The organism is Hymenobacter humi (assembly GCF_042665855.1).
In the GTDB taxonomy this organism is placed as follows: Bacteria; Bacteroidota; Bacteroidia; order Cytophagales; family Hymenobacteraceae; genus Hymenobacter; species Hymenobacter humi.
This window is the reverse complement of record NZ_JBHTEK010000001.1, coordinates 2,434,321-2,458,444: the sequence shown is the minus strand read 5'-3', so window position 1 is coordinate 2,458,444 and position 24,124 is coordinate 2,434,321. Positions and strand designations below refer to the sequence as shown.

The 24,124-nt window shown below is 62.8% G+C and carries 28 protein-coding genes and 4 pseudogenes; 16 read left to right on the top strand and 16 right to left on the bottom strand.

What is annotated here, in order from left to right; all coding sequences use genetic code 11:
- Positions 1-50: 50 nt before the first annotated feature.
- The 5 genes and pseudogenes from ACFQT0_RS13795 to ACFQT0_RS13775 all read right to left on the bottom strand — a co-directional run bounded on the left by ACFQT0_RS13795 (position 51) and on the right by ACFQT0_RS13775 (position 3,822).
- On the bottom strand, positions 51-1,163 hold the full coding sequence (locus ACFQT0_RS13795; protein ID WP_380203561.1) for a pyridoxal phosphate-dependent aminotransferase: 1,113 nt from the start codon (positions 1,161-1,163) through the stop codon (positions 51-53).
- 297 nt (positions 1,164-1,460) lie between these two features.
- Positions 1,461-1,634: an L-histidine N(alpha)-methyltransferase gene (locus ACFQT0_RS13790; RefSeq protein WP_380206019.1), complete on the bottom strand. Its 174-nt coding sequence runs from the start codon at positions 1,632-1,634 to the stop codon at positions 1,461-1,463.
- Between the two features lie 37 nt (positions 1,635-1,671).
- The gene (locus ACFQT0_RS13785; protein ID WP_380203559.1) at positions 1,672-2,376 is read right to left on the bottom strand and encodes an L-histidine N(alpha)-methyltransferase; all 705 of its coding nucleotides are present in this window, start codon (positions 2,374-2,376) and stop codon (positions 1,672-1,674) included.
- Between the two features lie 181 nt (positions 2,377-2,557).
- Positions 2,558-3,099 (bottom strand): annotated as a pseudogene (locus ACFQT0_RS13780) (SUMF1/EgtB/PvdO family nonheme iron enzyme).
- Between the two features lie 195 nt (positions 3,100-3,294).
- Positions 3,295-3,822, bottom strand: coding sequence for a DinB family protein (locus ACFQT0_RS13775; RefSeq protein ID WP_380203557.1), 528 nt, complete (start codon positions 3,820-3,822; stop codon positions 3,295-3,297).
- Positions 3,823-4,091: 269 nt separating this feature from the next.
- On the opposite strand from ACFQT0_RS13775, the gene ACFQT0_RS13770 reads away from it, so the two are divergent.
- From ACFQT0_RS13770 to ACFQT0_RS13745, 6 genes are all read left to right on the top strand, one after another.
- Positions 4,092-4,361: a KGG domain-containing protein gene (locus tag ACFQT0_RS13770; protein ID WP_380203555.1), complete on the top strand. Its 270-nt coding sequence runs from the start codon at positions 4,092-4,094 to the stop codon at positions 4,359-4,361.
- 49 nt (positions 4,362-4,410) lie between these two features.
- Positions 4,411-4,887 carry a hypothetical protein gene (locus ACFQT0_RS13765; protein WP_380203553.1) on the top strand — a complete coding sequence of 159 codons (477 nt, stop codon included), beginning with the start codon at positions 4,411-4,413 and terminating at the stop codon, positions 4,885-4,887.
- Positions 4,815-5,399: an enolase C-terminal domain-like protein gene (locus tag ACFQT0_RS13760; protein WP_380206018.1), complete on the top strand. Its 585-nt coding sequence runs from the start codon at positions 4,815-4,817 to the stop codon at positions 5,397-5,399. The genes ACFQT0_RS13765 and ACFQT0_RS13760 overlap by 73 nt, the downstream gene beginning before the upstream one ends.
- Before the next feature lie 434 nt (positions 5,400-5,833).
- Positions 5,834-6,658 carry a hypothetical protein gene (locus ACFQT0_RS13755; protein ID WP_380203551.1) on the top strand — a complete coding sequence of 275 codons (825 nt, stop codon included), beginning with the start codon at positions 5,834-5,836 and terminating at the stop codon, positions 6,656-6,658.
- Positions 6,603-6,806: a PDZ domain-containing protein gene (locus ACFQT0_RS13750; RefSeq protein ID WP_380203549.1), complete on the top strand. Its 204-nt coding sequence runs from the start codon at positions 6,603-6,605 to the stop codon at positions 6,804-6,806. The genes ACFQT0_RS13755 and ACFQT0_RS13750 overlap by 56 nt, the downstream gene beginning before the upstream one ends.
- Before the next feature lie 56 nt (positions 6,807-6,862).
- Positions 6,863-7,240 (top strand): DUF423 domain-containing protein, encoded by a 378-nt coding sequence (locus tag ACFQT0_RS13745; protein ID WP_380203547.1) that lies wholly within the window; start codon positions 6,863-6,865, stop codon positions 7,238-7,240.
- 119 nt (positions 7,241-7,359) lie between these two features.
- Here ACFQT0_RS13745 and ACFQT0_RS13740 read toward each other — a convergent pair whose 3' ends face one another.
- The 4 genes and pseudogenes from ACFQT0_RS13740 to ACFQT0_RS13725 form a co-directional block, all read right to left on the bottom strand.
- Complete coding sequence (locus ACFQT0_RS13740) at positions 7,360-7,908, bottom strand: DUF1573 domain-containing protein (protein WP_380203545.1); 549 nt, start codon at positions 7,906-7,908, stop codon at positions 7,360-7,362.
- A 317-nt stretch (positions 7,909-8,225) separates the two neighbouring features.
- A pseudogene (locus ACFQT0_RS13735) lies at positions 8,226-9,655 on the bottom strand (ATP-dependent DNA helicase).
- Between the two features lie 3 nt (positions 9,656-9,658).
- Complete coding sequence (locus ACFQT0_RS13730; protein ID WP_380203543.1) at positions 9,659-9,865, bottom strand: hypothetical protein; 207 nt, start codon at positions 9,863-9,865, stop codon at positions 9,659-9,661.
- 177 nt (positions 9,866-10,042) lie between these two features.
- A complete protein-coding gene (locus tag ACFQT0_RS13725) occupies positions 10,043-10,342 on the bottom strand; it encodes a PaaI family thioesterase (protein WP_380203541.1) in 300 nt (99 codons plus the stop codon).
- A gap of 371 nt (positions 10,343-10,713) precedes the next feature.
- On the opposite strand from ACFQT0_RS13725, the gene ACFQT0_RS13720 reads away from it, so the two are divergent.
- The 4 genes from ACFQT0_RS13720 to coaD all read left to right on the top strand — a co-directional run bounded on the left by ACFQT0_RS13720 (position 10,714) and on the right by coaD (position 13,503).
- Positions 10,714-11,301, top strand: coding sequence for a DUF4126 domain-containing protein (locus ACFQT0_RS13720; protein WP_380203539.1), 588 nt, complete (start codon positions 10,714-10,716; stop codon positions 11,299-11,301).
- A 161-nt stretch (positions 11,302-11,462) separates the two neighbouring features.
- On the top strand, positions 11,463-11,915 hold the full coding sequence (locus ACFQT0_RS13715) for an NUDIX domain-containing protein (protein ID WP_380203537.1): 453 nt from the start codon (positions 11,463-11,465) through the stop codon (positions 11,913-11,915).
- A gap of 197 nt (positions 11,916-12,112) precedes the next feature.
- Complete coding sequence (locus tag ACFQT0_RS13710; protein ID WP_380203535.1) at positions 12,113-12,931, top strand: DUF3822 family protein; 819 nt, start codon at positions 12,113-12,115, stop codon at positions 12,929-12,931.
- A 104-nt stretch (positions 12,932-13,035) separates the two neighbouring features.
- A complete protein-coding gene (gene coaD, locus ACFQT0_RS13705) occupies positions 13,036-13,503 on the top strand; it encodes a pantetheine-phosphate adenylyltransferase (RefSeq protein ID WP_380203533.1) in 468 nt (155 codons plus the stop codon).
- Between the two features lie 168 nt (positions 13,504-13,671).
- Here the strand turns inward: coaD and ACFQT0_RS13700 are convergent, their stop codons facing one another.
- Genes ACFQT0_RS13700 through ACFQT0_RS13690 form a run of 3 tightly spaced genes read right to left on the bottom strand, consistent with a single transcriptional unit; the run spans position 13,672 to position 14,759 of the window.
- Positions 13,672-13,815: a hypothetical protein gene (locus ACFQT0_RS13700; RefSeq protein ID WP_380203531.1), complete on the bottom strand. Its 144-nt coding sequence runs from the start codon at positions 13,813-13,815 to the stop codon at positions 13,672-13,674.
- A complete protein-coding gene (locus ACFQT0_RS13695) occupies positions 13,815-14,039 on the bottom strand; it encodes a hypothetical protein (RefSeq protein ID WP_380203529.1) in 225 nt (74 codons plus the stop codon). Before ACFQT0_RS13695 ends, ACFQT0_RS13700 begins: the two co-directional genes overlap by 1 nt.
- A 15-nt stretch (positions 14,040-14,054) precedes the next feature.
- On the bottom strand, positions 14,055-14,759 hold the full coding sequence (locus ACFQT0_RS13690; RefSeq protein WP_380203527.1) for an NUDIX hydrolase: 705 nt from the start codon (positions 14,757-14,759) through the stop codon (positions 14,055-14,057).
- A gap of 137 nt (positions 14,760-14,896) precedes the next feature.
- Here ACFQT0_RS13690 and ACFQT0_RS13685 point away from each other — a divergent pair, with 137 nt between their 5' ends.
- Positions 14,897-15,403: a metallophosphoesterase family protein gene (locus tag ACFQT0_RS13685; RefSeq protein ID WP_380203525.1), complete on the top strand. Its 507-nt coding sequence runs from the start codon at positions 14,897-14,899 to the stop codon at positions 15,401-15,403.
- A gap of 157 nt (positions 15,404-15,560) precedes the next feature.
- Here ACFQT0_RS13685 and ACFQT0_RS13680 read toward each other — a convergent pair whose 3' ends face one another.
- Entirely contained in the window at positions 15,561-15,866 is a 306-nt protein-coding gene (locus ACFQT0_RS13680) for a hypothetical protein (protein WP_380203523.1), read from the bottom strand.
- Between the two features lie 330 nt (positions 15,867-16,196).
- Between ACFQT0_RS13680 and ACFQT0_RS13675 the strand changes: the two are divergent.
- Positions 16,197-17,176: pseudogene (locus tag ACFQT0_RS13675) on the top strand (threonine aldolase family protein).
- Here the strand turns inward: ACFQT0_RS13675 and nhaA are convergent.
- Positions 17,173-18,226 (bottom strand): annotated as a pseudogene (gene nhaA / locus ACFQT0_RS13670) (Na+/H+ antiporter NhaA). The pseudogenes ACFQT0_RS13675 and nhaA overlap by 4 nt on opposite strands.
- Positions 18,227-18,469: 243 nt before the next feature.
- Between nhaA and ACFQT0_RS13665 the strand changes: the two are divergent.
- Entirely contained in the window at positions 18,470-19,120 is a 651-nt protein-coding gene (locus ACFQT0_RS13665) for a metallophosphoesterase family protein (RefSeq protein WP_380203521.1), read from the top strand.
- A gap of 28 nt (positions 19,121-19,148) precedes the next feature.
- Positions 19,149-19,781, top strand: a complete 633-nt coding sequence (locus tag ACFQT0_RS13660; protein WP_380203519.1) for a DNA-3-methyladenine glycosylase family protein — start codon at positions 19,149-19,151, stop codon at positions 19,779-19,781.
- 317 nt (positions 19,782-20,098) lie between these two features.
- On the opposite strand, the gene ACFQT0_RS13655 is transcribed toward ACFQT0_RS13660, so the two are convergent.
- Together ACFQT0_RS13655 and ACFQT0_RS13650 are read right to left on the bottom strand one after the other, a co-directional pair.
- Complete coding sequence (locus tag ACFQT0_RS13655; RefSeq protein ID WP_380203517.1) at positions 20,099-20,638, bottom strand: 2'-5' RNA ligase family protein; 540 nt, start codon at positions 20,636-20,638, stop codon at positions 20,099-20,101.
- Between the two features lie 8 nt (positions 20,639-20,646).
- Positions 20,647-21,219, bottom strand: coding sequence for a DUF1572 family protein (locus ACFQT0_RS13650; RefSeq protein ID WP_380203515.1), 573 nt, complete (start codon positions 21,217-21,219; stop codon positions 20,647-20,649).
- A 177-nt stretch (positions 21,220-21,396) separates the two neighbouring features.
- Between ACFQT0_RS13650 and ACFQT0_RS13645 the strand changes: the two genes are divergently transcribed.
- Together ACFQT0_RS13645 and ACFQT0_RS13640 are read left to right on the top strand one after the other, a co-directional pair.
- A complete protein-coding gene (locus ACFQT0_RS13645) occupies positions 21,397-21,582 on the top strand; it encodes a hypothetical protein (RefSeq protein ID WP_380203513.1) in 186 nt (61 codons plus the stop codon).
- Positions 21,583-21,651: 69 nt separating this feature from the next.
- Complete coding sequence (locus tag ACFQT0_RS13640) at positions 21,652-24,096, top strand: hypothetical protein (protein WP_380203511.1); 2,445 nt, start codon at positions 21,652-21,654, stop codon at positions 24,094-24,096.
- The last annotated feature ends 28 nt before the right edge of the window (positions 24,097-24,124 follow it).

Genomic DNA, 24,124 nt, shown 5'->3' with positions numbered 1-24,124 from the left:
GGCAGGCAAGACATTGCCCGGCGCCCTTGCGTTCCTTAGGACGCGGGTTTTCAGACGGCCAGCGGCGCAAACACCTCCTGCATCCGGGCCAGGGCCTGCCGCAGCTCGGTTTCCGGCACCGCGTAGGAAAGCCGCGCAAAACCAGGAGCGCCGCAAGTGGCGCCGTCCACTACCTCGACGCCGCCGGCCGCCAGCTGCTGCACCGCCTGCGCCGAAGCCAACGCGGCGGGCAGCGCGGGGTCCAGAAAGCGGGTGAAATCGGCGAAGACGTAGTACGTGCCTTCGGGGGCTACCAGGGCCGGGGCGCCCGGCAAGGCTGCCAGCCCCGCCAGCAGCACCGGCCGCGTCTGGCTCAACTGGGCACACAGGGCCGCACTGATGGCCTCGGCGTGCTGCGTGGCAGCTAGGGCAGCGGCCTGCGCCAGCACCGTTGCCGGAGGTACCGTGCTGAAGAGCCGGGCCTCCACGGCGCGGGCCAACTCGAGCGGCGCTACCAGGCAGCCCACGCTCCACCCGGCCAGCGCCAGGGATTTGGAAAAGCCGCTCACCACCACGTGCCGCCCGTGCGGATTGGGCTGGGCCAGTAGCGTGGGCACGGGCTCGGGGCCGAAGCAGATGCCTTCGTAAATCTCATCGCTGAGCACCCACAGCTCAGGAAAATCCTGGGTGACGGCCAGCACGGCGGCCCACTCCTCCTGCGAGTACACGCGCCCGGTGGGATTATTCGGGTTGCTGATGATGAGCAGCCGCGTGGCCGGCGTGAGGGCGGCGCGCAGCGCCTCAGGATGCAGGGCGTAGTTGTCGGCAGCGGCCAGCGGCAGGGTGCGCAGCTGCCCACCGGCCCGGCGCACCATCTCGTAGAACCCGAACCAGTTGGGCGTCGGCATCAGCACATCGGCGCCAGGCTCCAGCAGCTCAGTGAGCAGAGCAAACAGGCCGGCTTTGCTTCCAGCCGTCACCAATACCTGCTCGGCGGTGGTGCCGCGCGCGCCGCGCTGGCGGTAGCGCGCGGCCAGGGCCTCGCGCAGCTCCGGCAGGCCGCCGATGGGGCTCACGGCCAGCGGCGCGTGGCGTTGTTGCGCGCTGGTTAGTACCGCTGTGGCGGCCTGCAGCGCAACGGCTGGCACTGCAAAATTTCCGTAGCCCGATGCTAAGCTTATCATTCCTGCTGTCTTGTTTTTTGAGATGATGGCGAAAGGTAGGGCGATGCTAGAAAAACAGTTGCTACTTTCCTCCGTGTGTCATGCTCATCTGGCGTCCGCCTGCGAAGCATCTTCTCACGGCTCAACGATTGGTTCTGACCTGATAAGATGCTTCGCAGGCGGACGCCAGATGAGCATGACAGACAATTAGAATCAATTTGCGGCACCTCAAAAAGCAGCCGGTTAGCTCAACTTAGCCTTCCTGGGCCGCCAGCACCACGTCAGCAAAATCCTTGGCCGAATCGGTGAACGACGTCATCACACGCAGGCCTGCTTCAGCGGCCACTGCTCAATTTGCGGCAGGGTAAACTTGTAGGAGTTCTCGGTGTGAATCACTTCCCAGGCATTGAAACTGTACGTCTCATCCAGCGCTTCGATGCGCACCTGCTGGGCAAGGGTGCTGACCAGATACGACCGCACGGCCCCGTTCAGGGGGTTGTAGTCAGTGTAGTGCTGCCACCTGGCGAGGTCAAAATCGGCGCCCAGGCTCGCGGTTGAGGCGGGTGAGCAGGTTGAGGTTGAAGGCGGCGGTCACGCCCTGGGCATCGTCGTACGCGGCCCGGATGCGCCGCGGGTCTTTCTGCAAATCGAACCCGATGAGCAGGCGGTCGGTGGGGCCCAGGGGCGCGGCCGCCTGGCGCAGGAAGTTGAGCCGGTCTTCCGGATGGAAATTGCCGATGTTCGACCCCAAAAACAGCACCGCCTTGCTGCCGGGACGCGTGCGCAGCTGCGTGAGCGCCGTGGCGTAATCGGACACCATGGGTGCCACGCGCAATTCGGGCAGCTCCTCTTGCAGCGCCTGCACCAGGCCCGTCATGGCGCCTTCGGAAATATCTACCGGGGCGTAGGTGAAGCGGGTGCCGGCCTGCAGCAGCTCGCGCAGGAGCAGCTTGGTTTTGGCGCCGTCGCCAGCACCCAGCTCCACCAGCGAAAATGCCTCGCCAGCCGGCGAACTCAGCGCCGCTGCCAGGGCTGCTCCGTGCTCCCGAAAAATAGAGAACTCGGCCCGGGTAGGGTAATACTCCGGCAGCTCCATGATTTGCTGAAACAGCCGGCTGCCCTCGTCGTCGTAGAAGTACATAGACGAAAGCGTTTTAGGCGTTCGCCGCAGGCCGTCGGCCACGTGCCGGCCCAATTCAGTGGTGGTCCGGCTGAGGGTAGGAGAAGTCGTCATGGAGCAGCTTAAAAACAGAGGTAACACCCGGGCCGAACCGGGTTTTATTGGAAACGTCGCACGTCAGGATAGGTGGCTCAATAGCAGCAGAACGCTTTTTCAGCCCAACCTGCCGGTTAGCGAGCCAGCCGGATGCCAGTGAACTGCCAGCGCTTGTCGGCGTGGAAAAAGTTGCGGTAGCTCACGCGGATGTGGTTTTCGGGCGTGGCGCAGGAGCCCCCGCGCAGCACCACTGGTTGACCATGAACTTGCCGTTGTACTCGCCCAAAGCCCCGGCGGCGCGGATGTAGCCGGGGTAGGCGTGGTAAGCCGAATACGTCCATTCCCAGCAGTCGCCCAGCAGGCGGTGGCAGGCGGTGGGGTCGGCGCCGGCGGGCACGGGCTGCGGGTCCAGGGCCGGGTTTTCCAGCCAGGTGCCGCCGGCGGTGGTGGCCCCGAAGTGGCGAGCGGCGGTTTCCCACTCGGCCTCGGTGGGCAGGCGGGCGCCGGCCCAGTTGGCGTAGGCGTCGGCTTCGTAGAAGCTGATGTGCGTGACCGGCGCCGCCGGCTCCACCACTTGCAGGCCGTGGTGAGTGAAGCGATGCCAGCCCCCTCCTTCTGCACCCAGTAAAGCGGGGCCTCCCAGCCCTGCGCCTGAGCCAAATCCCACCCCTCGCCCATCCAGTAGCGGAAGTCGCGGTAGCCCCCGGCTTCCATAAAAGCCAGGTATTCGGCGTTGGTCACCAAGCGGTTCTGCAGCTCGAAAGGCGCCAGCAGCACCTCGTGGGCCGCCACTCGTTATCGAAGCAAAAGCCCGTTTCCTGAAAGCCTATGCGGTAAATGCCACCGGGCACCGGCAGCCAGGACGCAGGCGCTCCGCTTGAGAATGAAGAATTGGCTGGTGCCGATAATTCCTCATTCTTCATTCCTAATTCCTTATTAAGCGGAGCGTAAGCCGGGGCCAGCGGACTGGTGCTTAGGATGTATTTGATGTCGGTGGCCAGCAGTTCCTGGTGCTGCTGCTCGTGCTGCAGGCCCAGCTCCAGCAGGCTCGTAGAAGGCGGCGGGCAGGTGGTCGTTTTCGGTAAGGAGCGTTGCGAGGGCCGCATCCACGTGGGCGCGGTAGCCCAGCACGTCGGCCAGGGGCGGGCGCGAGAGCGTGCCCCGGTCGGCCCGGTTCACGCGGGAGCCCAGGGAATTGTAGTAGGAGTTGAAGAGGAAGGCGTAGTCGGGGTGGAAGAGCTGGTAGCCGGGGGCGTACTCTTTCAGCAGAAACGTTTCCCAAAACCAGGTGGTGTGGGCCAAGTGCCACTTCGGGGGGCTCACATCGAGCATGGGCTGCACCACGGTGTCTTCGGGTAAGAGCGGGGCGCACAGCGCCTGGCTTTGGGCCCGCACAGCCTGGTAGCGCGTCAGCCAGGACTGGGCCACGGGCGGAGCCGCTGGGGAAGGGTGTAGTTGAGACATGGCAGGCGGCAAAAAGGTAATCACAGCACTAACCGCATTAGTAGCCCCGGGGTTGCGATACGGGGATTTTTCGCGCTGTGACGCAAGTTGAAGGTCAACGGTGAAATAAACACGCAGAGCCCCTCAGTAAGTACGTAGAAGCTCTTCGGTAGAAAGTGGTATTTACACTCATTTTCGGCCTAAATCACAACGAATCAGCCTGATATTAGTACGACTATGGGCAGGGTGGCTTATACTTGTAATACACTAAACCTTCTCAACATATTACTATGTCAACCTCCCCCTCAAACCTCGCCAACTCGGCGGCTGCGGCCGCCAAATCGTCCACCCGCCCTGCTAACCGCGTAGGCACCAAGAGCCGCCGCGGCTTTGCAGCCATGAGCCCCGAAACCCAGCGGCGCATCGCCAGCGAGGGCGGCAAAGCCTCCCACGCCAGCGGCCGTGGCCACCGCTTCTCGGCCGAAGAGGCCCGCGACGCCGGCCGCAAAGGCGGCCTGGTAAGCCGTCGCGGCAAGACCAACGCCACGGCCACTAAGTAAGGCTAGGGCTGGGACTAGCTGACTGAGTCACGCCGCGCATCTTTGCGGCATGCTTCGACTCAGTTTTTCGCAGCGCGCGTTGCGTTTCAATTTTCCAGCCCGCACTTCGCGTGGCTCCCTGGCCGAACACGTGGCCTGGTACCTGCACCTTGCCGACGATGCCGCGCCCGCGGTGGTCGGTGTGGGCGAAGCCGCACCACTGGCCGGCCTCAGCCTAGACTACGTTCCCACGTTTCCAGCCGCAATAGCCCAGCTTTGCGAGCGGTTCAATGCCGGAGTATTTGCCACCTTCTCGGCGGCCGATGCTCCGGCATTCGTGGGTTTGGGGTGGCCGTCACTGGTCTTTGCCCTCGAAACCGCCGCGCTCGACCTTGCGCGCGGCGGCCGGCGGCAGCTCTACGCCAATGCCTTCAGCGAAGGCACTGCCCCCTGCCAATCAACGGCCTTGTGTGGATGGGCGACGCGCCCTTCATGCGTGAGCAGATACGGCAAAAGCTGGCCGCCGGCTACTCCTGCCTCAAGCTAAAAATCGGCAGTCTGGATTTTGCGACCGAGCTGGCACTGCTGGCCGAGATACGCGCCGTGGCCGGCCCCGAGCAGCTCACCCTGCGCGTGGATGCCAACGGCGCCTTTGCCCCGGCCGACGCGCTGGCCAAACTCAAGCAGTTGGCCGCTTTTCAGGTGCACTCCATCGAGCAGCCCCTTGCCGCGGGCCAATGGCCTGCCCTGGCGGCCCTGTGCCGTAGCTCGCCCATTCCCATCGCCCTCGACGAAGAGCTGATTGGGGTGAGCGACCCGGCTCAACAGGCGGCCTTGCTCGACGAGGTTCGCCCCGCTTATATCGTACTCAAGCCCACGCTGCTGGGCGGCCACGCCGCCACCCGCCACTGGATTGCCCTGGCCGAAGCCCGCGGCATTGGCTGGTGGATGACGTCGGCCCTGGAGTCCAATATTGGGCTGAATGCGGTGGCCCACCACAGGCGAATACGAGGTGAACGGCTTTGCGCAAGGCCTCGGCACGGGCCAATTGTACCATAACAATATAGCCGCGCCGCTGTATATCGAGCAAGGCGTCCTGCGCTACGACCCGGCCAGGCCGTGGGAGCGGCCGGAATAGTGCGGCGCGGCTAGGTAAAGGCGCGTCTTATCGCTTTATTTACCAGCCCCGTTGCGCCATTCTGCCATGCTTGTTCAGCGTATTGTGTATGTGCTGCTTTTCCTGAGCATCTGCTGGGGAATGGGCGGGCTGCGCTTGCCCAGAACACAAACCCCGGAAGGCCTTTCGTTTTTGAAAGGAAGCGCAAAAAGGTGCGGGTTCCCACAGTGCTGCAGCGCAACCTGCTGGTGGTAAGCGCCAAGATTAACAACGCCGGGCCCTTTAACTTCCTGCTGGATACGGGCGTCAACACATCCATTATCACTTCCACGGCCCTGGCCGACTCCTGCAGCTGCGGAAGGGCGAAAAGTACCGGGTGGTGGGGGCCGGCGGGGCCGAAACCGGCCTGCTCGCCTACCAAACCGACAGCGTGCGGGTGGAGCTGCCCGGCGTGGTGGCGCCCCACATGACGTGGCTGGTGCTGTCCGAAGACGTGCTCAACCTGTCCGGCTTCATTGGCGTGCCCATCCACGGCATTCTGGGCTCGGAGCTGTTCCGCAGCTTTGTGGTGACGCTGCGGCCCGAAGAAGGCCTCATGGTCCTGACCGACCCGGCTGCGTACCGCGCCCCGCGCGGCAAACAGTGGGCGAGCGTGCCGCTGCTGCTGCAAAACAACAAGGCCTACTTTATGGCCACCGTGCAGCTCACCGACTCGCTCACGCTGCCGCTCAAGCTGGTGCTCGACACGGGCGCCAGCCACGCCCTGTCCATTGAGCTGGATTCGGACCCGCGCCTGGTGGGCCCGGCCAAACGCCTGCCCGCCGACTTGGGCCGCGGCCTCACGGGCTTGGTGCAGGGCTACCTGGGCCGGGTAGAGTCCCTGCAATTGGGCCGCTACGCCCTGCGCTCGGTGCTCACTTCCTTCCCCAATGCTTCCGATGTGCACCGGCGCGTGGGAGTGTCCCGCAACGGCAATGTGGGGTACGAGCCTGCTCAAGCGCTTTGCACTCGTCGTCGACTACCCGCACGAGCGCCTGCTGCTGCGGCCCAACACCAATTTCCGCGACCCCTTCGAGCACGACATGTGCGGCATGGAGCTGCTGGCCACCGGCCCCGACTTTCACCGCTTTCTGGTGTTGCGCGTGATGCCCAACTCGCCCGCCGCGGCCGCGGGCATCGAGGTCGACGACGAGGTAATTAGCATCAACCTGATGCCGGCCAGCATCTTCACCCTCAGCCAGCTCGACCGCATGCTGCATTCCGAAGACGGGCGCACCCTGCTGCTGGTGCTGCGCCGGGCCGACGGCAACCTGCACACCGCCACCGTGCGCCTGAAACGGCAAATATGAGCGGCGCCTGTCGTCGTTGGCCTTACCTTCGGGCCCACTTTTACCCTCCCTGCCTTATGAATGCTCGACTCTTACTGCAACTCGCGGCCCTGCTCGGCGGGCTGGGCGTGGCCATTGGCGCTTTCGGCGCCCACGCCCTGCGCGACATGCTGGTGAAAGCCGGCCGCCTCGACACCTTCGAGACCGCCGTGCGCTACCAGTTCTACCACGTGCTGGCCCTGCTGGCCATTGGGGTGCTGTGGGCCGCCCGCCCCGAGCTGCAGAGCCTCGGCACCACGGGCTGGCTGTGGCTGGGCGGCATCCTCATTTTCAGCGGCTCGCTGTATGCGCTGTGCTTCACGGGCATTACCAAGCTGGGCGCGGTGGCGCCCCTGGGCGGCCTGCTGCTGCTGGCGGGCTGGCTGAGCCTGCTGCTGGCCGTGCGCAAGCTCTAGCCGCGGTACGCGAATAGTTTCTGCCTGCCTGGGCCAACGGTTCGGCATCTGCACGAACGCGAAAAAGGGCTGTCCGCACGTGCGGACAGCCCTTTTACTGAGTCAGCAGCTGAAATAGCTTACTTCACCTTGGCTTTGAGTTTGCTGTCGGTGGTTTTGGTCTTAATCTTTTTGCCGTTGTCCTTGATGGCAGTCGAGCCTGTCGAAGCCGAGGCTTCTGCGTGCGCAGCAGGCGTAGCGCTGGCCGTGGTCGAAGCTTCTTTCACTTCGCCTACGAGCGCAACGGTGGTGCTGCCGCCCACGGCGTTCGACTCGATGGTCAGCACCTTGTTCTGCATGCCGATTTTGCCGGCCGAGTTGAATTTGGCGGAGATGGTGCCGGTTTTGCCGGGTAGCACGGGTGCTTTGGTCCAGTCCGGGGTGGTGCAGCCGCAGCTCACGCCGATGTTGGATATAATGAGGGGCGCGGTGCCGGTGTTTTTGAACTTGAAGGTGTGGTCAACGATGCCGCCCTGCGCGACCGAACCGAAATCAAACTTCGACTCTTCAAACGTGATGGAGGGACCAGCAACCGGGCCAACTGCTTTGGCAACGGGCGGTGTAGCCTGGGCCTGGGCAGTGTATGCGGCGGCGGTTAGGCTCAGGGCGAGGAGCAGGGTTTTTTTCATGAGGCTAAAGTAATGTGGGTTGAGAAGGCCAGCTAAACACTAAGTGGATACAACAAATTTACTGGTTTCGGGCCGTGAGACAAATTTACGACCAAACTAACCAAGCATGTATGAAGATACAAAAAAGCCACCTCCCGAACCAAATTATTATCCTTTAAATTCTTAGAATAAATAAATTCATGCAGTGCTTCGCGCAGCCCTCTGGTACTGATTAATTTATAATCCAAAGTAAGGCCTCTGCTTTCTTAAAGTGGGTGTTTACTACTGCTGAGGCCGGCTATGAAGCCAACTGTCCTCCAAATACTTGCGCAGGCCAGCTAGTCCTCCTCCGGCGCGTCGCTGATAAGCTTCTGCTGAAAATTGAGCAGGAACAGCCGCTCTGAGGCCCGCGTGATGGCCGTGTAGAGCCAGCGCGCAAACTCGCCCGCCAGCGGCTCGTCGGGCTTCAGGAAACCGTGGTCGACGAACACGGCCTGCCACTGCCCGCCCTGCGCTTTGTGGCAGGTGAGGGCGTAAGCAAACTTTATCTGCAGGGCGTTCAGGTACGGGTCTTTGCGCATTTCCTTATAGCGCTCGGCCTTGGTTTTGAGGTGGGCATAATCCTCGCTCACGGCCAGGTACAGGGCGTTGTTGCGGTCGGAAGGCAGGGCCGGGCTTTCGGTGTGCAGGGTGTCGAGCAGCAGCTTGACTTCAATCTCAGGCTCGTCGGGGTAATCGACGAGGCGCACCTGGGCCTGGGCAAAATGGAAGCCGTACATCTCCTCGCGGCGGATGATTTTGCTGATTTGCAAGAAGTCGCCGTTGGCCAGGAATCCGATTTCCGAGTCCTTGGGCAGCCAGAAGTAGTTGTTGCGCACCACCATCAGGTAGTCGCCGCCTTCTATTTCCTCCTCGGCATCGAACAAGGCCCGCCGGATGAGCTGGTTGTACTGATTGGCGTTGCGGTTGGAGCGGCAGATGATGGTGGTGTTTTCGTGCCCAAAATTGCGATACGCCCAGCGCAGGCCGTCCTCCAGCTTGTCGCCGCCCATCTTGAAGATGTCGCGAAAGCCCTTGGTGTGCAGCTGAATGTTGGGGTGTTCCTCGCGCAGCTCTTCCCGCAGCTCGGTGGCATTCACCAAAATGCCCGATTCCTGGGCCTGGCGCATTACCTGGCGCAGCTCCACGCTGCCCACGGCGGCCCGGAAGCGGTGGGCCAGCAACTCCGGGTCGAGGGCCGGGCTTAGAGCTGGCCCACCGGCGGCAGCTGGGCCGTATCGCCGATGAGCAGCAGCTTGTTGCTCGTTTTCTCAAAGACAAAGCCCATCAAATCGTCGAGCAGCCCGTTTTCGCCGAAGGCTTTCTCGTCCGAAATCATCGAGGCCTCGTCCACGATGTAGAGCGTTTGCTCCACGCGGTTGGGCTGGCGCTGGAAGTTGAGCCGTTCGCTGGGCGCGCCCGAGGTCTGGCGGTAGATTTTCTTGTGGATGGTGCTGGCCGGCACGCCCGCGTAGCCCGCCATCACCTTGGCGGCACGGCCGGTGGGCGCCATCAGCGTGTACTTGCGCTGGAGCTTGTGCAGCCACTGCACCAGGGCGCTGATTACCGTGGTTTTGCCCGTGCCCGCATAGCCGCGCAGCACAAACACCTTGCGCCCCGGCAGGTCGTCGCGCAAAAATGCGTCGAGCTGTGTGAACAGCAGGGCCTGGTCGTCGGTGGGCTCGTAAGGAAAGTAGTCGCGGACCGACGGGGTTCTCAGTTTTAACATCAATTATTTAATCTTAATCAAATCACCGTCTATAAAACCGGTATAAATTGGAATACCACGTCCCAAAAATGATGCTTGAACTGAGCTCTTGCTTAAAATCCTCTCCAAGAAATCAATCATTTGCTGCAGCATTTCATTCCACTCCCCTGCTTCATTTTCGGCAATAACAAGTTCGTCTTCGGCAATGAAGTCAGGGGGTAGCTGGCCCATTCTTCATCTTCACTTTCATAAGTTTTAGAGCCAGCTAAGTAAGCCAAGTACCCTTCTTCGACTTCGGACAAGCCAAAGCGAAATACTTTGATTTCGCCGGGAGGCTTTTCAGTGGCAATGATTCTTTCTAGCCAATTCTCCAAAAGCGACTGTAGTGCAGTATTCACGTTTTGTGTATTAGGCAACTGGCTCAATTACCGCCATCGTGGCGCTGGCCTTGGCAATCAGCAGGTCGTCGCACCATACCTCGGCTTCGCAGAACTGCAGACGCCGCCCGGCTTTCAATACCCAACCGATGGCTTTTAATTTCTGCCCCACGCCAGGGTGCAGGTAGGATATTTTCAAATCGGAGGTAACCAGCCCAAAATGGTCCGGAATGAGGGTGACGCCGGCAAAACCGGCCACCAAATCGGCCATGGTGGCGATGAGGCCGCCGTGGGCAAAGCCGCGCTGCTGCTGGTGCTGCTCGCCCATCATCGCTCGGCCTCCACGCGGCCGGGGTAATCACCGTCAAATCGGCCCCGATGAGGTGCATAAAGCGCTGACGGGTAAGCTTGCGGCGAATGCGGGCTTCCAGCTCGCTTTGGGTATCGGCGGGCGCGAGCGGAGCTGCTGTTTCTTGGTTAGTGGACACGGGAATCTTTATGTTTGCTGACAGACCACGGAACGCACTACGTTCGCAGTCCCTTGTTTGTACATCTTTATACTTCTGGCACGGCCTGAGAACTCCTTAGTGCCTTAAAATGGCTCCGGCAGCTCATCAGGCCACTTTGCCGTTCAATAGCCCAAAGGTACTGGCTACGTAGCAGGCAGGTACCTTGCCCACTCACTTCAGCCCTTCGAATCTGATGGAACAGTTGCCGACGATGCAGTATCTGGTGGCGGGCGCGCTGGGCCTGGGGCTCGCGGCGTGCAGCGGCTTTCGGGTGTTTGTGCCGCTGCTGGGCGCCAGCGTGGCCTACCATTTTGGCTACATGACGCCCGCCGCGGGCTTTGTGTGGCTGGGAAGCTGGGCCGCGCTGCTCACCTTGGCCACGGCCACCGTCTTCGAAATAGCCGGCTACTACATCCCCGTGGTCGACAACTTGCTGGACTCCCTCACCACGCCGGCCTCCTTTGTGGCGGGCACCATCCTCATGACCTCGGCCCTCCCCCACCTCGACCCCACCCTGCGCTGGACCCTGGGCGTACTGGTGGGCGGCGGCACGGCCGGGCTGGTGCAAACCGCTACGGCCCTGCTGCGGGGCGCCTCCACGGCCGCTACCGGTGGCTTGGGCAATCCCGTGCTGGCTACCGCCGAAAACGCCCTGGCCGTGGGCGGCGTGGCTTTCACCCTGCTTTTGCCGCTGGTAGCGGCGGGCACGGTGCTGTTGTTTGTGGTCTTTATCGTGAGCCTGCGGCGCTGGCGCTCCCGGCGGCGCAACGCCGCGCAGTAGCCCCGGGTGACTTTTGGTGGGGCCAGAAGAAACAATGTTGTCGGGATGGCGTTAGGCGTAATGCGCCCGGCCTATGCCCAGCCGGCCGCAGCCTATTCCTCTCTACCAGCCCACCATGCACACTCCCCTTGATACTCCCCCAGATGCCTTACTCGACGCTTATGCCGGCAAGGTGCGGGTACGGGTGGGGGCTGCTGCTGCGCGATGGGGCCGTACTGCTGGCGGCCCACCGGGGCTTGCTGCCGGGGGCGCCGTTCTGGTCGCCTCCCGGCGGGGGCTGGCAGTTTGGCGAGAGCATCCGGGCTTGTGTGGCGCGCGAATTCAAGGAAGAAACCGGCCTCACCGTGAGCGTGGGCCGCTTTCTGCACCTCCACGAGTTTAGCGAGGGGAGCCTGCAGGCGCTGGAGCTGTTTTTTGAAGTCTTCGCCGAAGACGGTGCCCAGCCGCAGCTCGGCCAGGACCCCGAGCACTCGCCCGGCCAACAGCTGCTCACCAAATTGAGCTGGCACACCCCGCGGGAGCTGTTGCAGCTGCCTCCGGCGCAGGTGCACCCCATCCTGCGCATGGTGCTCAGCATCGACGACATTTTCGTACCCCAGACCCTTTTTGCGTAAGCTTCAGCGCGCGCTCTGGTTAGACTTTTGAGCGGAGAAAAGCAGGTTTCCGGGCCTGTCTGCTATTTCGGGTGCTTTCGGTTTCGTTCCTCCCGAAGCCCGGCCTTATCTTTAGCCCCGGCCACTGCGCCTGTTTAGCTTCGATTCGTGCCTGCTTCCGCTGCTTCTTCTGCCCCCCGGCCGCGCCGTCGTCCTTGTTGCGCCTGCGCGACGAGACGTTTGACCCCGCCAACCTCACCGCCTACAACCTGTACCTGCTGGTGGGGCCGTCCCGCCTCTACCTGGCCGTGGCCGATGTGGAGCGGCACAAGTTTGTGGCCCTCGAAGAATACACGCTGGCCGCCGGGGGCCTGCCCGCCCTGGCCGCGCAGCACGACTTTCTGGGCCAGCGGGGCTGGAATGCCGTGCGCATGGCCGTTACGGGCCGCGCCTTCACGCTGCTGCCGGCGCCCCTGTTCCGGGCCGGCGACGAGCCGGCCGCGCTGCGGCTGCACCACACCCTCGCCCCCACCGAAACCGTGCGCCACACCACCCACCCCGGCCTGGAGCTGGTGAACGTGTTTGCCGCCGACGCGGGCCTGGCCGACTGGCTGGCCGCCACGCACGGCGCCACCGGCCGCATGCTGCACCACACCAGCGCGCTGCTGGCGGGCCTGGTGCACCAGCGCGGCGCCGCCGCCCCGCGCCGCCTCTACCTCAACCCCGGCCAGCAGGAACTCACGCTGGTGGTGCTGGGCCAGCACCTGGAGTATTGCAACGTGTTTGCCTGCACCACTGCCGAAGACGTGGTGTATTACACCATCCTCGTGATGCAGGAGCTCAACCTCGACCCCGACCAGGACGAAGTAACCGTGTGGGGCGAGCTCATGCCCGACTCCGCGGTGTTCAGCCTGCTGCGCACCTACGTGCGCAACGTCCGGTTTGGGGCGCGGCCCAGCGACGTGCAGTACAGCTACCGGCTCAACGACGTGTTTGAGTACCGGTACTTCGACTTGTTCAGCCTGCATTTTTGCTGAGGAGTTATGAGTTATAAATCATGAGTTATGAGTTGTATCGCTGTCCAAATTGGCTCAATTCCTAACTCATAACTTCTAATTCAAAACTGATAACGCTCCTCCCCATGGCCCGCATTGCCCTGTTTCCCGGCTCTTTTGACCCTTTCACTAACGGGCACCTCGACATTGTGCGGCGCGGTACGGGGCTGTTCGACCAGGTCATCGTGGCCATTGGCACCAACAGCAGCAAGCAGCGCTACCTGCCCGTAGAGCAGATGCAGGCGCTCATCGAAGACGTATTCCGGGACGAGCCCCGCGTGACGGTGCGCACCTTCAAAGGTCTTACCGCAGAGTTTGCGCGCGAAACCGGCGCCCGCTACCTGCTGCGCGGCCTGCGCAACAGCCCCGACTTCGAGTACGAGAAGCCAATTGCCTACGGCAACCAGCACGTGAATGCGGAGCTGGAAACGGTGTTTTTGCTTACCTCGCCCACCCTGGGGGCCATCAGCAGCACCATCATCCGGGACATTCACCGCTACGGTGGCAATGTCGATGCGTTTCTGCCTTTTGCGCTGCCGCCGCTGGCTCAATAGGCTGCTTACGCCGCACTCGGGCCTGCTGTTTTAGCTCAATTTCCCGAGCTTACTGATTCAGCGACACGGCCAGCACCCGCAGGCCGAGCAGCTTGGTGGCGTTGCGTTCCTGAAATACGGGCAGCACCAGGTACTGGTCGGCGCCGAGCTGCAGCTGGGCGCGGCGCATCACTCGTTTTCATTGCTGCCGAGGAGGAGCAAATTGCTCACCTTGCGGGTGCGGTCGTCGTACGAGGCCACAATGTTCAGCCCCCGGCGCTGGAACAGGGCCGCAGAGTCCAGCTGCTCATTGCGCTGCACCAACGGGGCCATCACCGGGTCTTCGAAGCCTGCGGGCAGCGGGTGGCGCGGCCCGCCTGCTGGCCCAATTCGTCAATCGACAGGGCCAGCAGGCCGGGCACATTCAGCCCGGAGGCGTCGCGCGCGGGCTTGGGCGCCGACCGCGCCGTACGGTCGTACGGGGGCTCGTGCGAGCCCGAACAGGCTCCCACCGCCACCACAACCCCCACGAAAAGCGCAAATAGAACCGGTCGCATAGACCGCAATATAGCTTATTTCCCGGCAGTTGGCACCGCTTTCACCGGCTTGCTGGCCATGTTGTTGAGGTAGTGCCGCATCACCAGCGCAATCGAGGCGTAGGAGTTTTCGAGCTTGGACAGGGCTTCCTGGGGCGACATCCAGCGCACTTCCTCGATGTATTCCTCGGTCTGGGGCTTCATCAGGCTGTCGTCCAGGCACTTCATGAGGAACCAGCTGGTCTTTTTCAGCATTTTGTTGCCCTTGTAGGCGTAGCTGTGCCAGGTGCTGGGCAGCTCTTCGCCGAGCTCCAGCTTGATGTTTGTTTCCTCCTCCACTTCGCGCAGGGCGCCGGCGGCCTGGTCTTCGTCGCTCTTGAGCTTGCCCTTGGGCAGGTCCCACTTGCCGAGCCGGTAAATCATGAGCACCTGGTCGCCCTTCACCACCAGCCCGCCGCCGGCCTTGGCGATTTTGAACTGGTCCTTGAAGTGCAGGGTGATGTATTTTTTCTTTTTGACCAGCATGGTCAGCGACTTCAGCTTTTTCAGCTTTTTCACCTCCATCAGCCGCAGCAGGCGGTCGATGAACAGGGGGCCCGCATCGCGCACCAGCACGTCGCCCACCAAATCCTTCGAGGTGAATTCATCGTCCGGATTAAGTATCAGGTCGAACTTGTGCTTGTACACCTTTTCGCTCAGCTTTTTGATAACCAGCGGAATGTCGTTGATGAAAATATTCATCGGGATATGCGAATTGAGAGGATGATGACGGGCAGCGGGCGGTGCTGGGGTCAGTAAATTACTAAAAAATAAGCTCCGAGCCGCGGCTGCAAGATACGGGGCGGCACCGATTTGGCGGCAGGCCGCATCTTTGCGCCATGACGCGCATTGGCCTGCTTTCCGACACCCACAGCTACTTTGATGACCGTATCGCGCACCATTTGCGCGATTGCGACGAAATCTGGCACGCCGGCGATTTCGGCGACGCCCGGGTGATAGAGGAGTTAGAGAAGCTAGCGCCGCGGTTTCGGGGCGTGTACGGCAATATCGACGGCACGGACGTACGCCGGACCCAACCGTTGGTGCAAGACTTTGAGATTGAGGGCTTGCGCGTGCTCATGACGCACATCGGCGGCTACCCGGGGCACTACGCGCCGGCCGCCCGGCCCCTGCTGGCTGCCTCACGGCCGGGGCTGTTCATCACGGGCCACTCGCACATTTTGCGGGTGATGCCCGATAAAAAGCTGGGCCTGCTCCACCTCAACCCGGGCGCCGCGGGCCGGCACGGCTTTCACCAGGTGCGCACGCTGCTGCGCTTCGGCATTGAGGCCGGCAAGGTGGTCGACCTGCAAGCCGTGGAGCTGGGCAAGCGGGCCTCTGGCTGAGCCCGGCGCCGGAATCGGGCCGCAAAAAGCAGCTCAACTTTCTATAAGCCAACAAGCCCCGTTGCCTGCATCACAGGCAACGGGGCTTGTCACAGAAGTAGGCTTCCATCACGAAACAGACCAAAATGCGTGGTGCTGCTTCCGACGAAAAGCTTGATTACAGCGCGATTTCGGGCTTGGGGTGCTCGCCTTCCTGGCCGTCGGCGTTGACAGGCTTGGTTACGGCTTCGGCGTCGTCGAAAGCCGCGGCGTTGGCGGCCGTGGTGTCAGCAGCTTTGGTTTTCTTAGCGGGAGCAGCAGCGGCAGCCGTGGTGCCACCGGTGGTGGTGAAACGCGACTTCAGCTCTTCAATATCCACGTTTTTGAGAACGGGCGTGCGGAGCAGCTCCTTGATGATGTGCTGCTTGTTGTTGGCACGGGCAATGTTTTTGCGGTGCTTGCGCTTGAGGCGGGTAACGGACATGGTGCCGGAATGGTTAAAGTCTAGGGGCTTACGAAACGGAGGGCAAAAGTAAGGCTTTCATTTCGAAAGTGCAAGCCCATGAGGCATTTTGCTGAATTACTGCGGATTCGGAACCGGCATGGGCAAGCCGCTCCGCGCGTTATTTTTGCTGCCATCCTGGCCGCGGCGCTAGCCAATGCAGCTCCTGCAGGCCTACCTTCGCTTTCTCCCTTAGCCTTATACCTTATGTCTTATAATACTCCCCTCTTCCCCCAGCCTCTGACGGCCGAAGGTTCGGCCCTGCCCGTGGTGGACCTGCGCTCTGATACCGTGACGCGCCCTTCGGCCGCCATGCTCGCGGCCATGTCGGCGGCGGCCGTTGGCGATGATGTGTACGAAGAGGACCCCACCGTGCGGCGCCTTGAAGAAGTGGCCGCCGCGCGTTTCGGGCTCGAAGCCGGCCTGTTTTGCCCCTCGGGCACCATGACCAACCAAATCGCCATTAAGGCCCACACCGAGCCGCTGAGCGAAGTTATTTGCGAGCAAACGGCCCACGTGTACCTGTGGGAAGTGGGCGGCATTGCCTTCCACTCCAGCGCGTCGGTAGCACTGCTGGCCGGACAGCGCGGCCGCCTGACGGCCGCACAGGTGGAAGCCGCCATCCGGCCCCAAAACATTCATTACCCCACCACCCGCCTGGTGTGCCTGGAAAACACGCACAACCGCGGCGGCGGCGCTGCTACAGCTGGGAAGACATGGCCGCCATCAGCGAGGTGGCCAAGCGGCACGGCCTTGCCCGGCACCTGGACGGCGCCCGGGTGTTCAACGCCCTGGTGGCCACCGGCCAGCGGAGCGAGGACTACGGCCAGCTGTTTGATTCGATTTCGGTGTGCCTGTCCAAAGGCCTCGGGGCGCCGGTGGGCTCCGTGCTGCTTGGCTCGGCCGATTTCATCCGGAAAACCAAGCGCATCCGCAAGGTGATGGGCGGCGGCATGCGCCAGGCCGGCTACATCGCGGCGGCGGGCCTCTACGCCCTGGAAAACAACGTGGAGCGCCTGGCCGACGACCACCGCCGGGCCACGCGCCTGGCCGAGGTGCTGCGCCAGCAGCCCTACGTGGCCGAAGTGCTCAACCCCGAAACCAACCTCGTCATCTTCCGCCTGCACGACAGCCAGCCGGCCGCCGATTTCCTGGAAGGGCTCGAGCAGCAGGGCATCAAGGCCAGCAGCTTTGGGCCGCAGTGGGTTCGCTTCGTGACCCACCTCGATGTGGACGATGCCGGCATCGCCCGCGTGGAGGAAGCCTTGCAGCAGGTGGCGCAGCCCGCCTAGGCCCGCTGCTCGCCGGTGCCGGTGAATACTGCCGCTTCGTCGGGCTCTTCCTGGTTGTTTTTCGCAAACCCGAGCACGGCGGCCCCCACCAGGGCCGCCGTAGCCGAGCCCAGCAGCACGGCCAGCTTGGCTACGTCCACCGCGGTAGGGTCGCGGTAAGCCAGGGTGGCGATGAAGATGGCCATGGTAAACCCGATGCCCGCCGTGAAGCCCAGCCCCACCATCTGCCGCCAGTTGACCTGAGCCGGCAGCTGGGCCACGCCCGCACGCACCAGCAGCACAACCGTGCCCACGATGCCCACGGGCTTGCCCACCAGCAGCCCCAGCCCGATGCCCAGCGCCAAAGGTGAGGCCAGCGCCGGCAGCAGGCTGCCGTTGAGCACAATGGCCGTGTTGCAGAGCGCAAAGATTGGCAGAAGAATGTAGTTTACGGGCCGCTGCAGGGCGTGCTCAAGGCCTTCGATGCGGTGCACCGGAATGGTGAGGGCCAGCAGCACGCCCGCCACCGTGGCGTGGATGCCCGATTCGAGCACGCAAAACCACAGCAGAGCGCCCAGACCCAGGTATATGGCCAGCGGTTTCACCCGCAGCTTATTGAGCAGCACCAAGACCGCGAAAATCCCTGCGGCCCCGCCCAGGTAGGCCAGGTGCAAGGTGCCCGAGTAAAAAATGGCGATGATGAGCACGGCCATCAGGTCGTCGATAATGGCCAGGGCGGTAAGAAAACGCGCAGACTGGGCGGCACGCGCTTGCCCAGCAAAGCCAGGATGCCCAGGGAGAAAGCAATGTCGGTGGCGGTGGGAATGGCCCAACCCGTGGCCGCGGGCGTACCCTTGGTGAACGCCAGATGAATAAGGGCCGGCATCGCCACGCCGCCAATGGCCGCCAGGGCCGGCAGCAGGGCCTGGCGCGGCTGGGCCAGCTCGCCCTCCAATACCTCGCGCTTGATTTCCAGCCCAACCAGAAAAAGAAGATGGCCATCAGGCCATCGTTTATCCAGTGCGCTACTGATTTATCCAGCAGGCCGCTGCCGACGTGCTGCTCCCACAACGCCAGGTAGCGGGCGCTCAGGGGCTGTTGCTGAGCAGCATGGACACGGCAGTAGCCAGAATGAGCAGCAGGCCCGCAAGCTTACCACTATCAGATAACTCCCTGATAGGACGGAGGACGCGACGAATGGGCATAGAACTGCAAAGGTAGCCACGCCGGCAAAGGGGCCTGGTTTGGGGGTGAATGCGGAGGTGGAATTCCTATTTTCGGACCCAAAGCCGGGCGTTTGACGTTCTAGTAGCCATGAATCTTTTCATTATTGGCGATGTGCACGGGTGCTTTCACACCTTCGGGGAGCTCCTGCGGCAATGGCGGCCGGATACGGAGCACCTGGTTCAGGTGGGCGACTTGGTGGACCGTGGCAACCATATTCCCGAAACCGTGGAGCTGGCCCGCAGCCTCAGCGAGCGGTACCCCGGCTCTACTACGTTTTTGATGGGCAACCACGAGCACGGCATGCTGCGGCACTTGGGGGCCAGCGGGCCGTATCCGAGCTGGCTGCAGTGGGGCGGGCGCAGCACCATGAAGCAGTACGGCCGCCGGCCCGGCCTACTGGCCCAGCACCTGCCCTGGCTGGCCGAGCGGCCGCTGCAGTGGCAAAACGAGCACGTACTGGTGAGCCACGCGGGCCTGTCCAAATCGGCCCACGCCCTCGAGCCCAACCACCCCGACGGGCTGCTCTGGCGGCGCGGCCCCCTCAAGAAACTGCCGCAGCTGCAGGTAGTGGGCCACACTCCCACCGAGGGCCAGCCCGTTTTGGACGAAGCCACCAACACGCTCTACCTCGACACGGGCGCTTTCCTGAGTCGGAACCTGGCGGGCGTGCGGCTCTCGCCCACCGGCAAAGTGCTCGAGACCATCCTGGTGCCCACCAGCGCCGAGGATGTATGGTAAAATTGCTTTCCCTTCCCAATTCCTTTTTATGCTAAACCACGCCGCAATCCAGCATTTGTCCACGGCCGACCCGGTCCTGGGCGCCGTTATTGCGCAGGCCCGCGAAATCCACCCGCGGGCCCACGAAGATTTGTACCTGGCGCTGCTGCGCGCCATTGTCAGCCAGCAGATTTCGACCAAGGCCGCGGCAGCCATCTGGAAGCGCTTCCAGGCCCTGTTTCCGCCCGAGGGCTACCCCGAGCCGCGCGAGGTGCTGCAGATGGACGAAGACCTGATGCGAAGCGCGGGCCTATCGCGCCAGAAAGTGGGCTACCTCAAGGCCATAGCCGAGTACAACGAGCGCGGCCTGCTCGACTACGAGCACCTCACCAGCCTGTCGGAAGACGATTTTACCCAGCACCTCACCGCCATTCGGGGCGTAGGCCGCTGGACGGCCCAGATGCTGCAGATGTTTGCCCTCGACCAGCCCGACGTGTTTTCCGAAGGTGACCTGGGCGTGCAGAACGCCATGCGCCGGCTCTACGGCCTGGAAGAAACCGGCCGGGCCCTGCAAAAGCGCATGCTCCTTATTGCCGAAACCTGGCGCCCGTACCGCACGCTGGCCTGCAAGTACCTGTGGCAGTCGCTGGACAACGGCACCCAGATTCCACCCACGGTATGAGGGTCAGTTAACAGTGAGCATCCTGATTGGCTAAGAACTTATCCGAAATATGCTCTGTCGAAAACAGGCACGTCATGCTGAGCTTGCCGAAGCATCTTTACCGCGCAAGTAATCCCAATCGTCTGTCATGCTGACGAAGGAAGCATCTTTTCACCGCTGAACGATTCGTGCAGACGTGAGAAGGTCCTTCGCAGGCTCAGGATGACAGACGAAGCGCGCGAGATGCTTCGACAAGCTCAACATGACGTGCCTATTGTTTTTCGGCTAGGTTTTAATCCGCTAACTGACAACTGTTCACTGTTCACTGCTCACTGCCCCTACGGCTTGCCGGTGAGCTCGAAGACTTCCTCGCGCAAAAACTGGTCGCCTTTTTTGCACAGAATGGCCAGGTTGTTCACATTCAGGCGCAGGTTGTAGGTTTCCTTGTTGAGGTAGCCCAGCACGGGGCCCAGCAGGTCGGGTGTGGTGTCGTGCAGGGCCAGCGAGAGGTGCGGCAGCCAGCGGTCGGGGCTGTAGTTACCGCTGGCCCGGCAGAGCGGGGCCGTTACGTCGAGCACGCGCTGGTGCAGCAGGTTCAGGTCGTTGGAGCGCAGCACCGGAACGTAGATAACCGGGTTTTCGCCCGGAAACACGCCCAGGCCGGTGGTGTAGGCCGAAAAAGGCGCTGTGGTGGCGGCCACTTCCTGGAGCAGGGCCTTCAGGTCGCTCAGGCGCCGGGTGCTGGCGAGCAGGTAAGTCAGGTGCGGGTCGGGCGTATCCTGCACATCGTCGAGGGCGAAGCGGGTTTCCAGGCCCTTCACAATGCGGTTGATGCGCTTGGCATTGCCGGGATTGAGCAGCGAAGTAATGGCGTACATATACCGGACTAAACTGGAGAAGAGCCCTGCGGGTTGGCGCGGAAGGGCATTTGCTGATTGAATTGTTCGCTCTGCCCCCGCGGAATGCTCAGGCTGTGAAAGGCTTCGCCCCGGATGGTTTTGGCCAACTGCACCACCTGGCCCACGTGGTAGGCATAATGCGCCACCTGGCGCTGCACGGCAGCCAGCACGGTGTGGGCCTCGCCCCTAATCGTGACTGTGTGCAACAAATCCTCGGGCTGCAGCTCGTCGAGCAGCGTGAACAAAACCTGCCAGGCCGCCTCCCACTCGAGCCGCAGCGCCGGAATGGCGGCCGCGCTTTTGGGCTCTGCAAACTCCTTGTCGCGCTGGCGGGTGGGCTTTTCGCCATCCGTAGTCAGGAAATCGGTGAAGCGGGAGCGCAGGTTGCCCGCCATGTGCTGCACGATAACGGCAGCACTGTTGCTACCGGGCGCTGGCACGTGCAGCCACTCCGCATCGGTGATTTGGGCCAGGGCGCGGTCAGCCAGCGACTTGTACGCCAGGAAGTTTTGACGAAATGAGGCGAGCAGTGCCGCGCCAATGGGGTCTTGAGAGGGCATGGCCCAAAAGTAAGAAATATAGCCAGCTCAGAATAGACAAACATTTTGGCGGTTCAGACCCTTAGACTTGGCTTACTGGTCGGCAAATCAGCCATCTCCGTCCACTTATTAGCCCAATACCCCATCCTTGAAGGGGTATTTGCCGTTAAGCCCAGCCTTGCCTTTGTACTTGTTGTCGTGTCCGAAACGCTTACTGCGGCCGATTCTGCTGCCGCGCCCTCCTCGCCAAGTAATTCGTTGCCTCCCCGGCCCCGCCGCTGGGGACGCTGGCTGCTGGGCGCCCTGGCGCTGCTGGTGCTCCTGGGATTCGTAGCCCTGCAGTTTCTGGACCCTGGCTGCGCCAGAAGCTGGAGAAGCAAGTAGCCACCCAAACCCACGGGCAGTACCGCCTGCAGGTGGGCGAGCCTGCGCACCAGCCTGTGGCAGCGCGCCGTGCGCCTGCGCCACGTGCGCCTGCGCCCCGCCGCCACCGTGGCCGATACCCTGCCCCGCGTGCGGCTCGACGTAGCTCAGCTCAATATTACCGGCGTGGGCCTGCTGGCCCTCCTGCGCAAAGGCACGGTGCCCATCGACAGCGTAGTGCTGGATTCGGCCCGAATTGAGCTGCTCGCCCTGGCCAAGGCCACGACCAAAAACGCCGGCAAGCCTCTGCACGAGCGGTTGCCCCTCAAAGTCGAAGGCTTCGAAATCGGCTACCTCGGCCTGCTGCACACCCAAGCCAGCTTCCGGCCCAGCGGCCAGCCCACGGCTCAATTTCAGCAAGCAAACCTGAGCGCCCGCGACCTGCACCTGACCGCCGCCGGCGCGGCCGATTCCCAGCGCCTGGGCTACGCCGCCGCCTGGAACCTGAAGCTGCTGCATAGCCAGGCGCAGATAGCCGGGCACCGCCTCGCACTAGCCAGCCTGCATCTGTCGACAGCAGATAAGCGCATCCAACTCGATTCCATTCGCATCCGTCCGGTTGGCGCCGGAGCTTCTTCCAATCCCAAAGTTGAGCTAACGCTCCGGCGGCTTCGGCTCACGGGGCTCGATGCGGCCGCGCTGCAGCACCAGCGCCGTTTCCGGGCCGACTCGCTGCTGATTCAAACGCCGCTGCTTACCGTGACGCCACCGGCCCAAGGTTCGGCAAACGGCTCAACTTCCATGCTGAAGTACCTGCGGGCGCTAGACCTGGCCCACCTGGCCGTGCGCAATGGCTACATAAAAGTAGCTGGCATTCCCGAGGCCCCCACGGTGCAAGACATTGAGTTGGCCAGCACGGCTTTGCACTTCGATTCGGCTGCCGCACCCGACGCGGGCCGCATCTTGTTTGCCAAGGCCTGGACCGTGGCCCTGGGCCGAAGCCAGGCGACTGTGGCAGCCCACGCCCTCTCCTGGGCCAGCCTGCGCCTGTCTACCCGGGCGGGCACGTTCGATTTGCGGTCGGTGCGCATCCGGCCGCCCGCGCCGGGCCGGGGCCAGCCCGGCGCGGTACGCGTGGACCTGACGCTGCCAAGCCTCGCGCTGACCGGATTTGATGCCGCAGCGTTGCAGCAGCGCCAGCATTTCCGGGCAGCTTCGCTGGTGGTTAACAATCCCAGGCTCAACTTCACGCCGCCGAAAAAGACGCCGCCTCCGGTCTGGAAGCTGCTGTCGAAATTCCTGAGCCGCGCCGATTTAGCTCAACTTCGCGTGCAAAGCGCTGATGTGCAGATTGACGGCCTGAAGCATTCTCCGCAGGTATTCGCGCTCAACCTGACGGGCAAATCCATCCGCATCGACTCGCTGGCGGCGCGCACGCCCAGCCGCATTGCCTACGCCCGCGCCTGGCGGGGCGGCTCCGGCCTAGTCACGGCGCCCTTCGACCCGCCCTATTACCGGGCCACGAGCCAAAGCACGCGCTTCGACACCGATGCCAAGACCTTCCGCTTCGAGCAGATGGCCCTCACGCCCAAGTACTCGCCGGTGGGCATGAACCTGCACAAAGGCTACCAGGCGCCGGCCATTACCATAAAGCTGGCCTCGCTCACGGCCAGCGGCCTGGACTTCGCCGGCCTGGTGCGCAACGGCGACTTCCGCCTGGCGCGGCTCACGGCCCAGAGCCCGGTGGTGCGCATCGCCTCCGACGGCCGCGGGCCCATCAACCCCAACCTGTCCAAAATTTCGCCCGAGGAGATGCTCAAGCTTCCGGTGATAGTGGACGTGCGCCGGCTCGACATCCGAAACGGCAACCTGTACTCCAGCTACCGCAGCCCGCTCACGCCCATCACCGGCACGATGAGCATCAACCGCTTCAACAGCAGCTTCCGCAACCTGAGCAACGACCCCAGGCGCCAAACCGCCGCCACGCCGCTCACCGGCACGGCCTCCACCTATCTCCAGAACCAGTGCCGGCTCGACGTGCAGCTTACCATGTACCTGCTTGACCCGCAGGGCCGCCACCACGTGTGGGGCTCCTTCGGGCCCGGTCCCTTCACCATGCTCAATCCAATGACTGTGCCCACGCGCCTCGTCAAGTTCAAGAGCGGCGACGTGCGCCGGATGCGGTTTGATTTCCGGGCCGACCGCCAGGGCGTGAAGGGCACAACCTGGACCGAATACTCCGGCCTGCAGATGACGTTGCTCAGCTACAAGCCGGAGGAAGAAGAAGTGAAGAAGTCATTATTGAGCCGCATTAAATCCAAAGTGGTGAACGTGCTGGTCATCCGCGACCAGAACCCGCGCAAAGGCGGCAAGCTGGTGACCGGCGAAATGACTTCGACCCGTGAGCCGCGCTTCTCGGTGTTCACGCTCTGGCGCCAGGGCGTGGTGAGCGGCTTGTTCAACAACGTGGGCGTGCCCCAGAAAATAGCCCAGAAGCTGAGCGAGGCCAAGGACGAAGCGCCCCTGCCCAGGTAAACCGACACCCGCTTGCCAAAGCACAGGC

Bases quoted from the DNA above. Each gene is read 5' to 3' on its own strand.
- ACFQT0_RS13660 (WP_380203519.1), top strand. From the start codon at position 19,149: ATGCTAAACCACGCCGCAATCCAGCATTTGTCCACGGCCGACCCGGTC.
- ACFQT0_RS13760 (WP_380206018.1), top strand. From the start codon at position 4,815: ATGGGCGACGCGCCCTTCATGCGTGAGCAGATACGGCAAAAGCTGGCC.
- ACFQT0_RS13700 (WP_380203531.1), bottom strand. From the start codon at position 13,815: ATGGCCCCGTTGGTGCAGCGCAATGAGCAGCTGGACTCTGCGGCCCTG.
- ACFQT0_RS13785 (WP_380203559.1), bottom strand. From the start codon at position 2,376: ATGACGACTTCTCCTACCCTCAGCCGGACCACCACTGAATTGGGCCGG.
- ACFQT0_RS13680 (WP_380203523.1), bottom strand. From the start codon at position 15,866: ATGTCCGTTACCCGCCTCAAGCGCAAGCACCGCAAAAACATTGCCCGT.
- ACFQT0_RS13685 (WP_380203525.1), top strand. From the start codon at position 14,897: ATGACGCGCATTGGCCTGCTTTCCGACACCCACAGCTACTTTGATGAC.
- ACFQT0_RS13725 (WP_380203541.1), bottom strand. From the start codon at position 10,342: ATGATGGGCGAGCAGCACCAGCAGCAGCGCGGCTTTGCCCACGGCGGC.
- ACFQT0_RS13740 (WP_380203545.1), bottom strand. From the start codon at position 7,908: ATGAAAAAAACCCTGCTCCTCGCCCTGAGCCTAACCGCCGCCGCATAC.
- ACFQT0_RS13650 (WP_380203515.1), bottom strand. From the start codon at position 21,219: ATGCCCTCTCAAGACCCCATTGGCGCGGCACTGCTCGCCTCATTTCGT.
- ACFQT0_RS13695 (WP_380203529.1), bottom strand. From the start codon at position 14,039: ATGCGACCGGTTCTATTTGCGCTTTTCGTGGGGGTTGTGGTGGCGGTG.
- ACFQT0_RS13665 (WP_380203521.1), top strand. From the start codon at position 18,470: ATGAATCTTTTCATTATTGGCGATGTGCACGGGTGCTTTCACACCTTC.
- ACFQT0_RS13770 (WP_380203555.1), top strand. From the start codon at position 4,092: ATGTCAACCTCCCCCTCAAACCTCGCCAACTCGGCGGCTGCGGCCGCC.
- ACFQT0_RS13765 (WP_380203553.1), top strand. From the start codon at position 4,411: ATGCTTCGACTCAGTTTTTCGCAGCGCGCGTTGCGTTTCAATTTTCCA.
- ACFQT0_RS13750 (WP_380203549.1), top strand. From the start codon at position 6,603: ATGCCCAACTCGCCCGCCGCGGCCGCGGGCATCGAGGTCGACGACGAG.
- ACFQT0_RS13745 (WP_380203547.1), top strand. From the start codon at position 6,863: ATGAATGCTCGACTCTTACTGCAACTCGCGGCCCTGCTCGGCGGGCTG.
- ACFQT0_RS13730 (WP_380203543.1), bottom strand. From the start codon at position 9,865: ATGGGCCAGCTACCCCCTGACTTCATTGCCGAAGACGAACTTGTTATT.
- ACFQT0_RS13720 (WP_380203539.1), top strand. From the start codon at position 10,714: ATGGAACAGTTGCCGACGATGCAGTATCTGGTGGCGGGCGCGCTGGGC.
- coaD (WP_380203533.1), top strand. From the start codon at position 13,036: ATGGCCCGCATTGCCCTGTTTCCCGGCTCTTTTGACCCTTTCACTAAC.
- ACFQT0_RS13690 (WP_380203527.1), bottom strand. From the start codon at position 14,759: ATGAATATTTTCATCAACGACATTCCGCTGGTTATCAAAAAGCTGAGC.
- ACFQT0_RS13795 (WP_380203561.1), bottom strand. From the start codon at position 1,163: ATGATAAGCTTAGCATCGGGCTACGGAAATTTTGCAGTGCCAGCCGTT.
- ACFQT0_RS13655 (WP_380203517.1), bottom strand. From the start codon at position 20,638: ATGTACGCCATTACTTCGCTGCTCAATCCCGGCAATGCCAAGCGCATC.
- ACFQT0_RS13775 (WP_380203557.1), bottom strand. From the start codon at position 3,822: ATGTCTCAACTACACCCTTCCCCAGCGGCTCCGCCCGTGGCCCAGTCC.
- ACFQT0_RS13715 (WP_380203537.1), top strand. From the start codon at position 11,463: ATGCCGGCAAGGTGCGGGTACGGGTGGGGGCTGCTGCTGCGCGATGGG.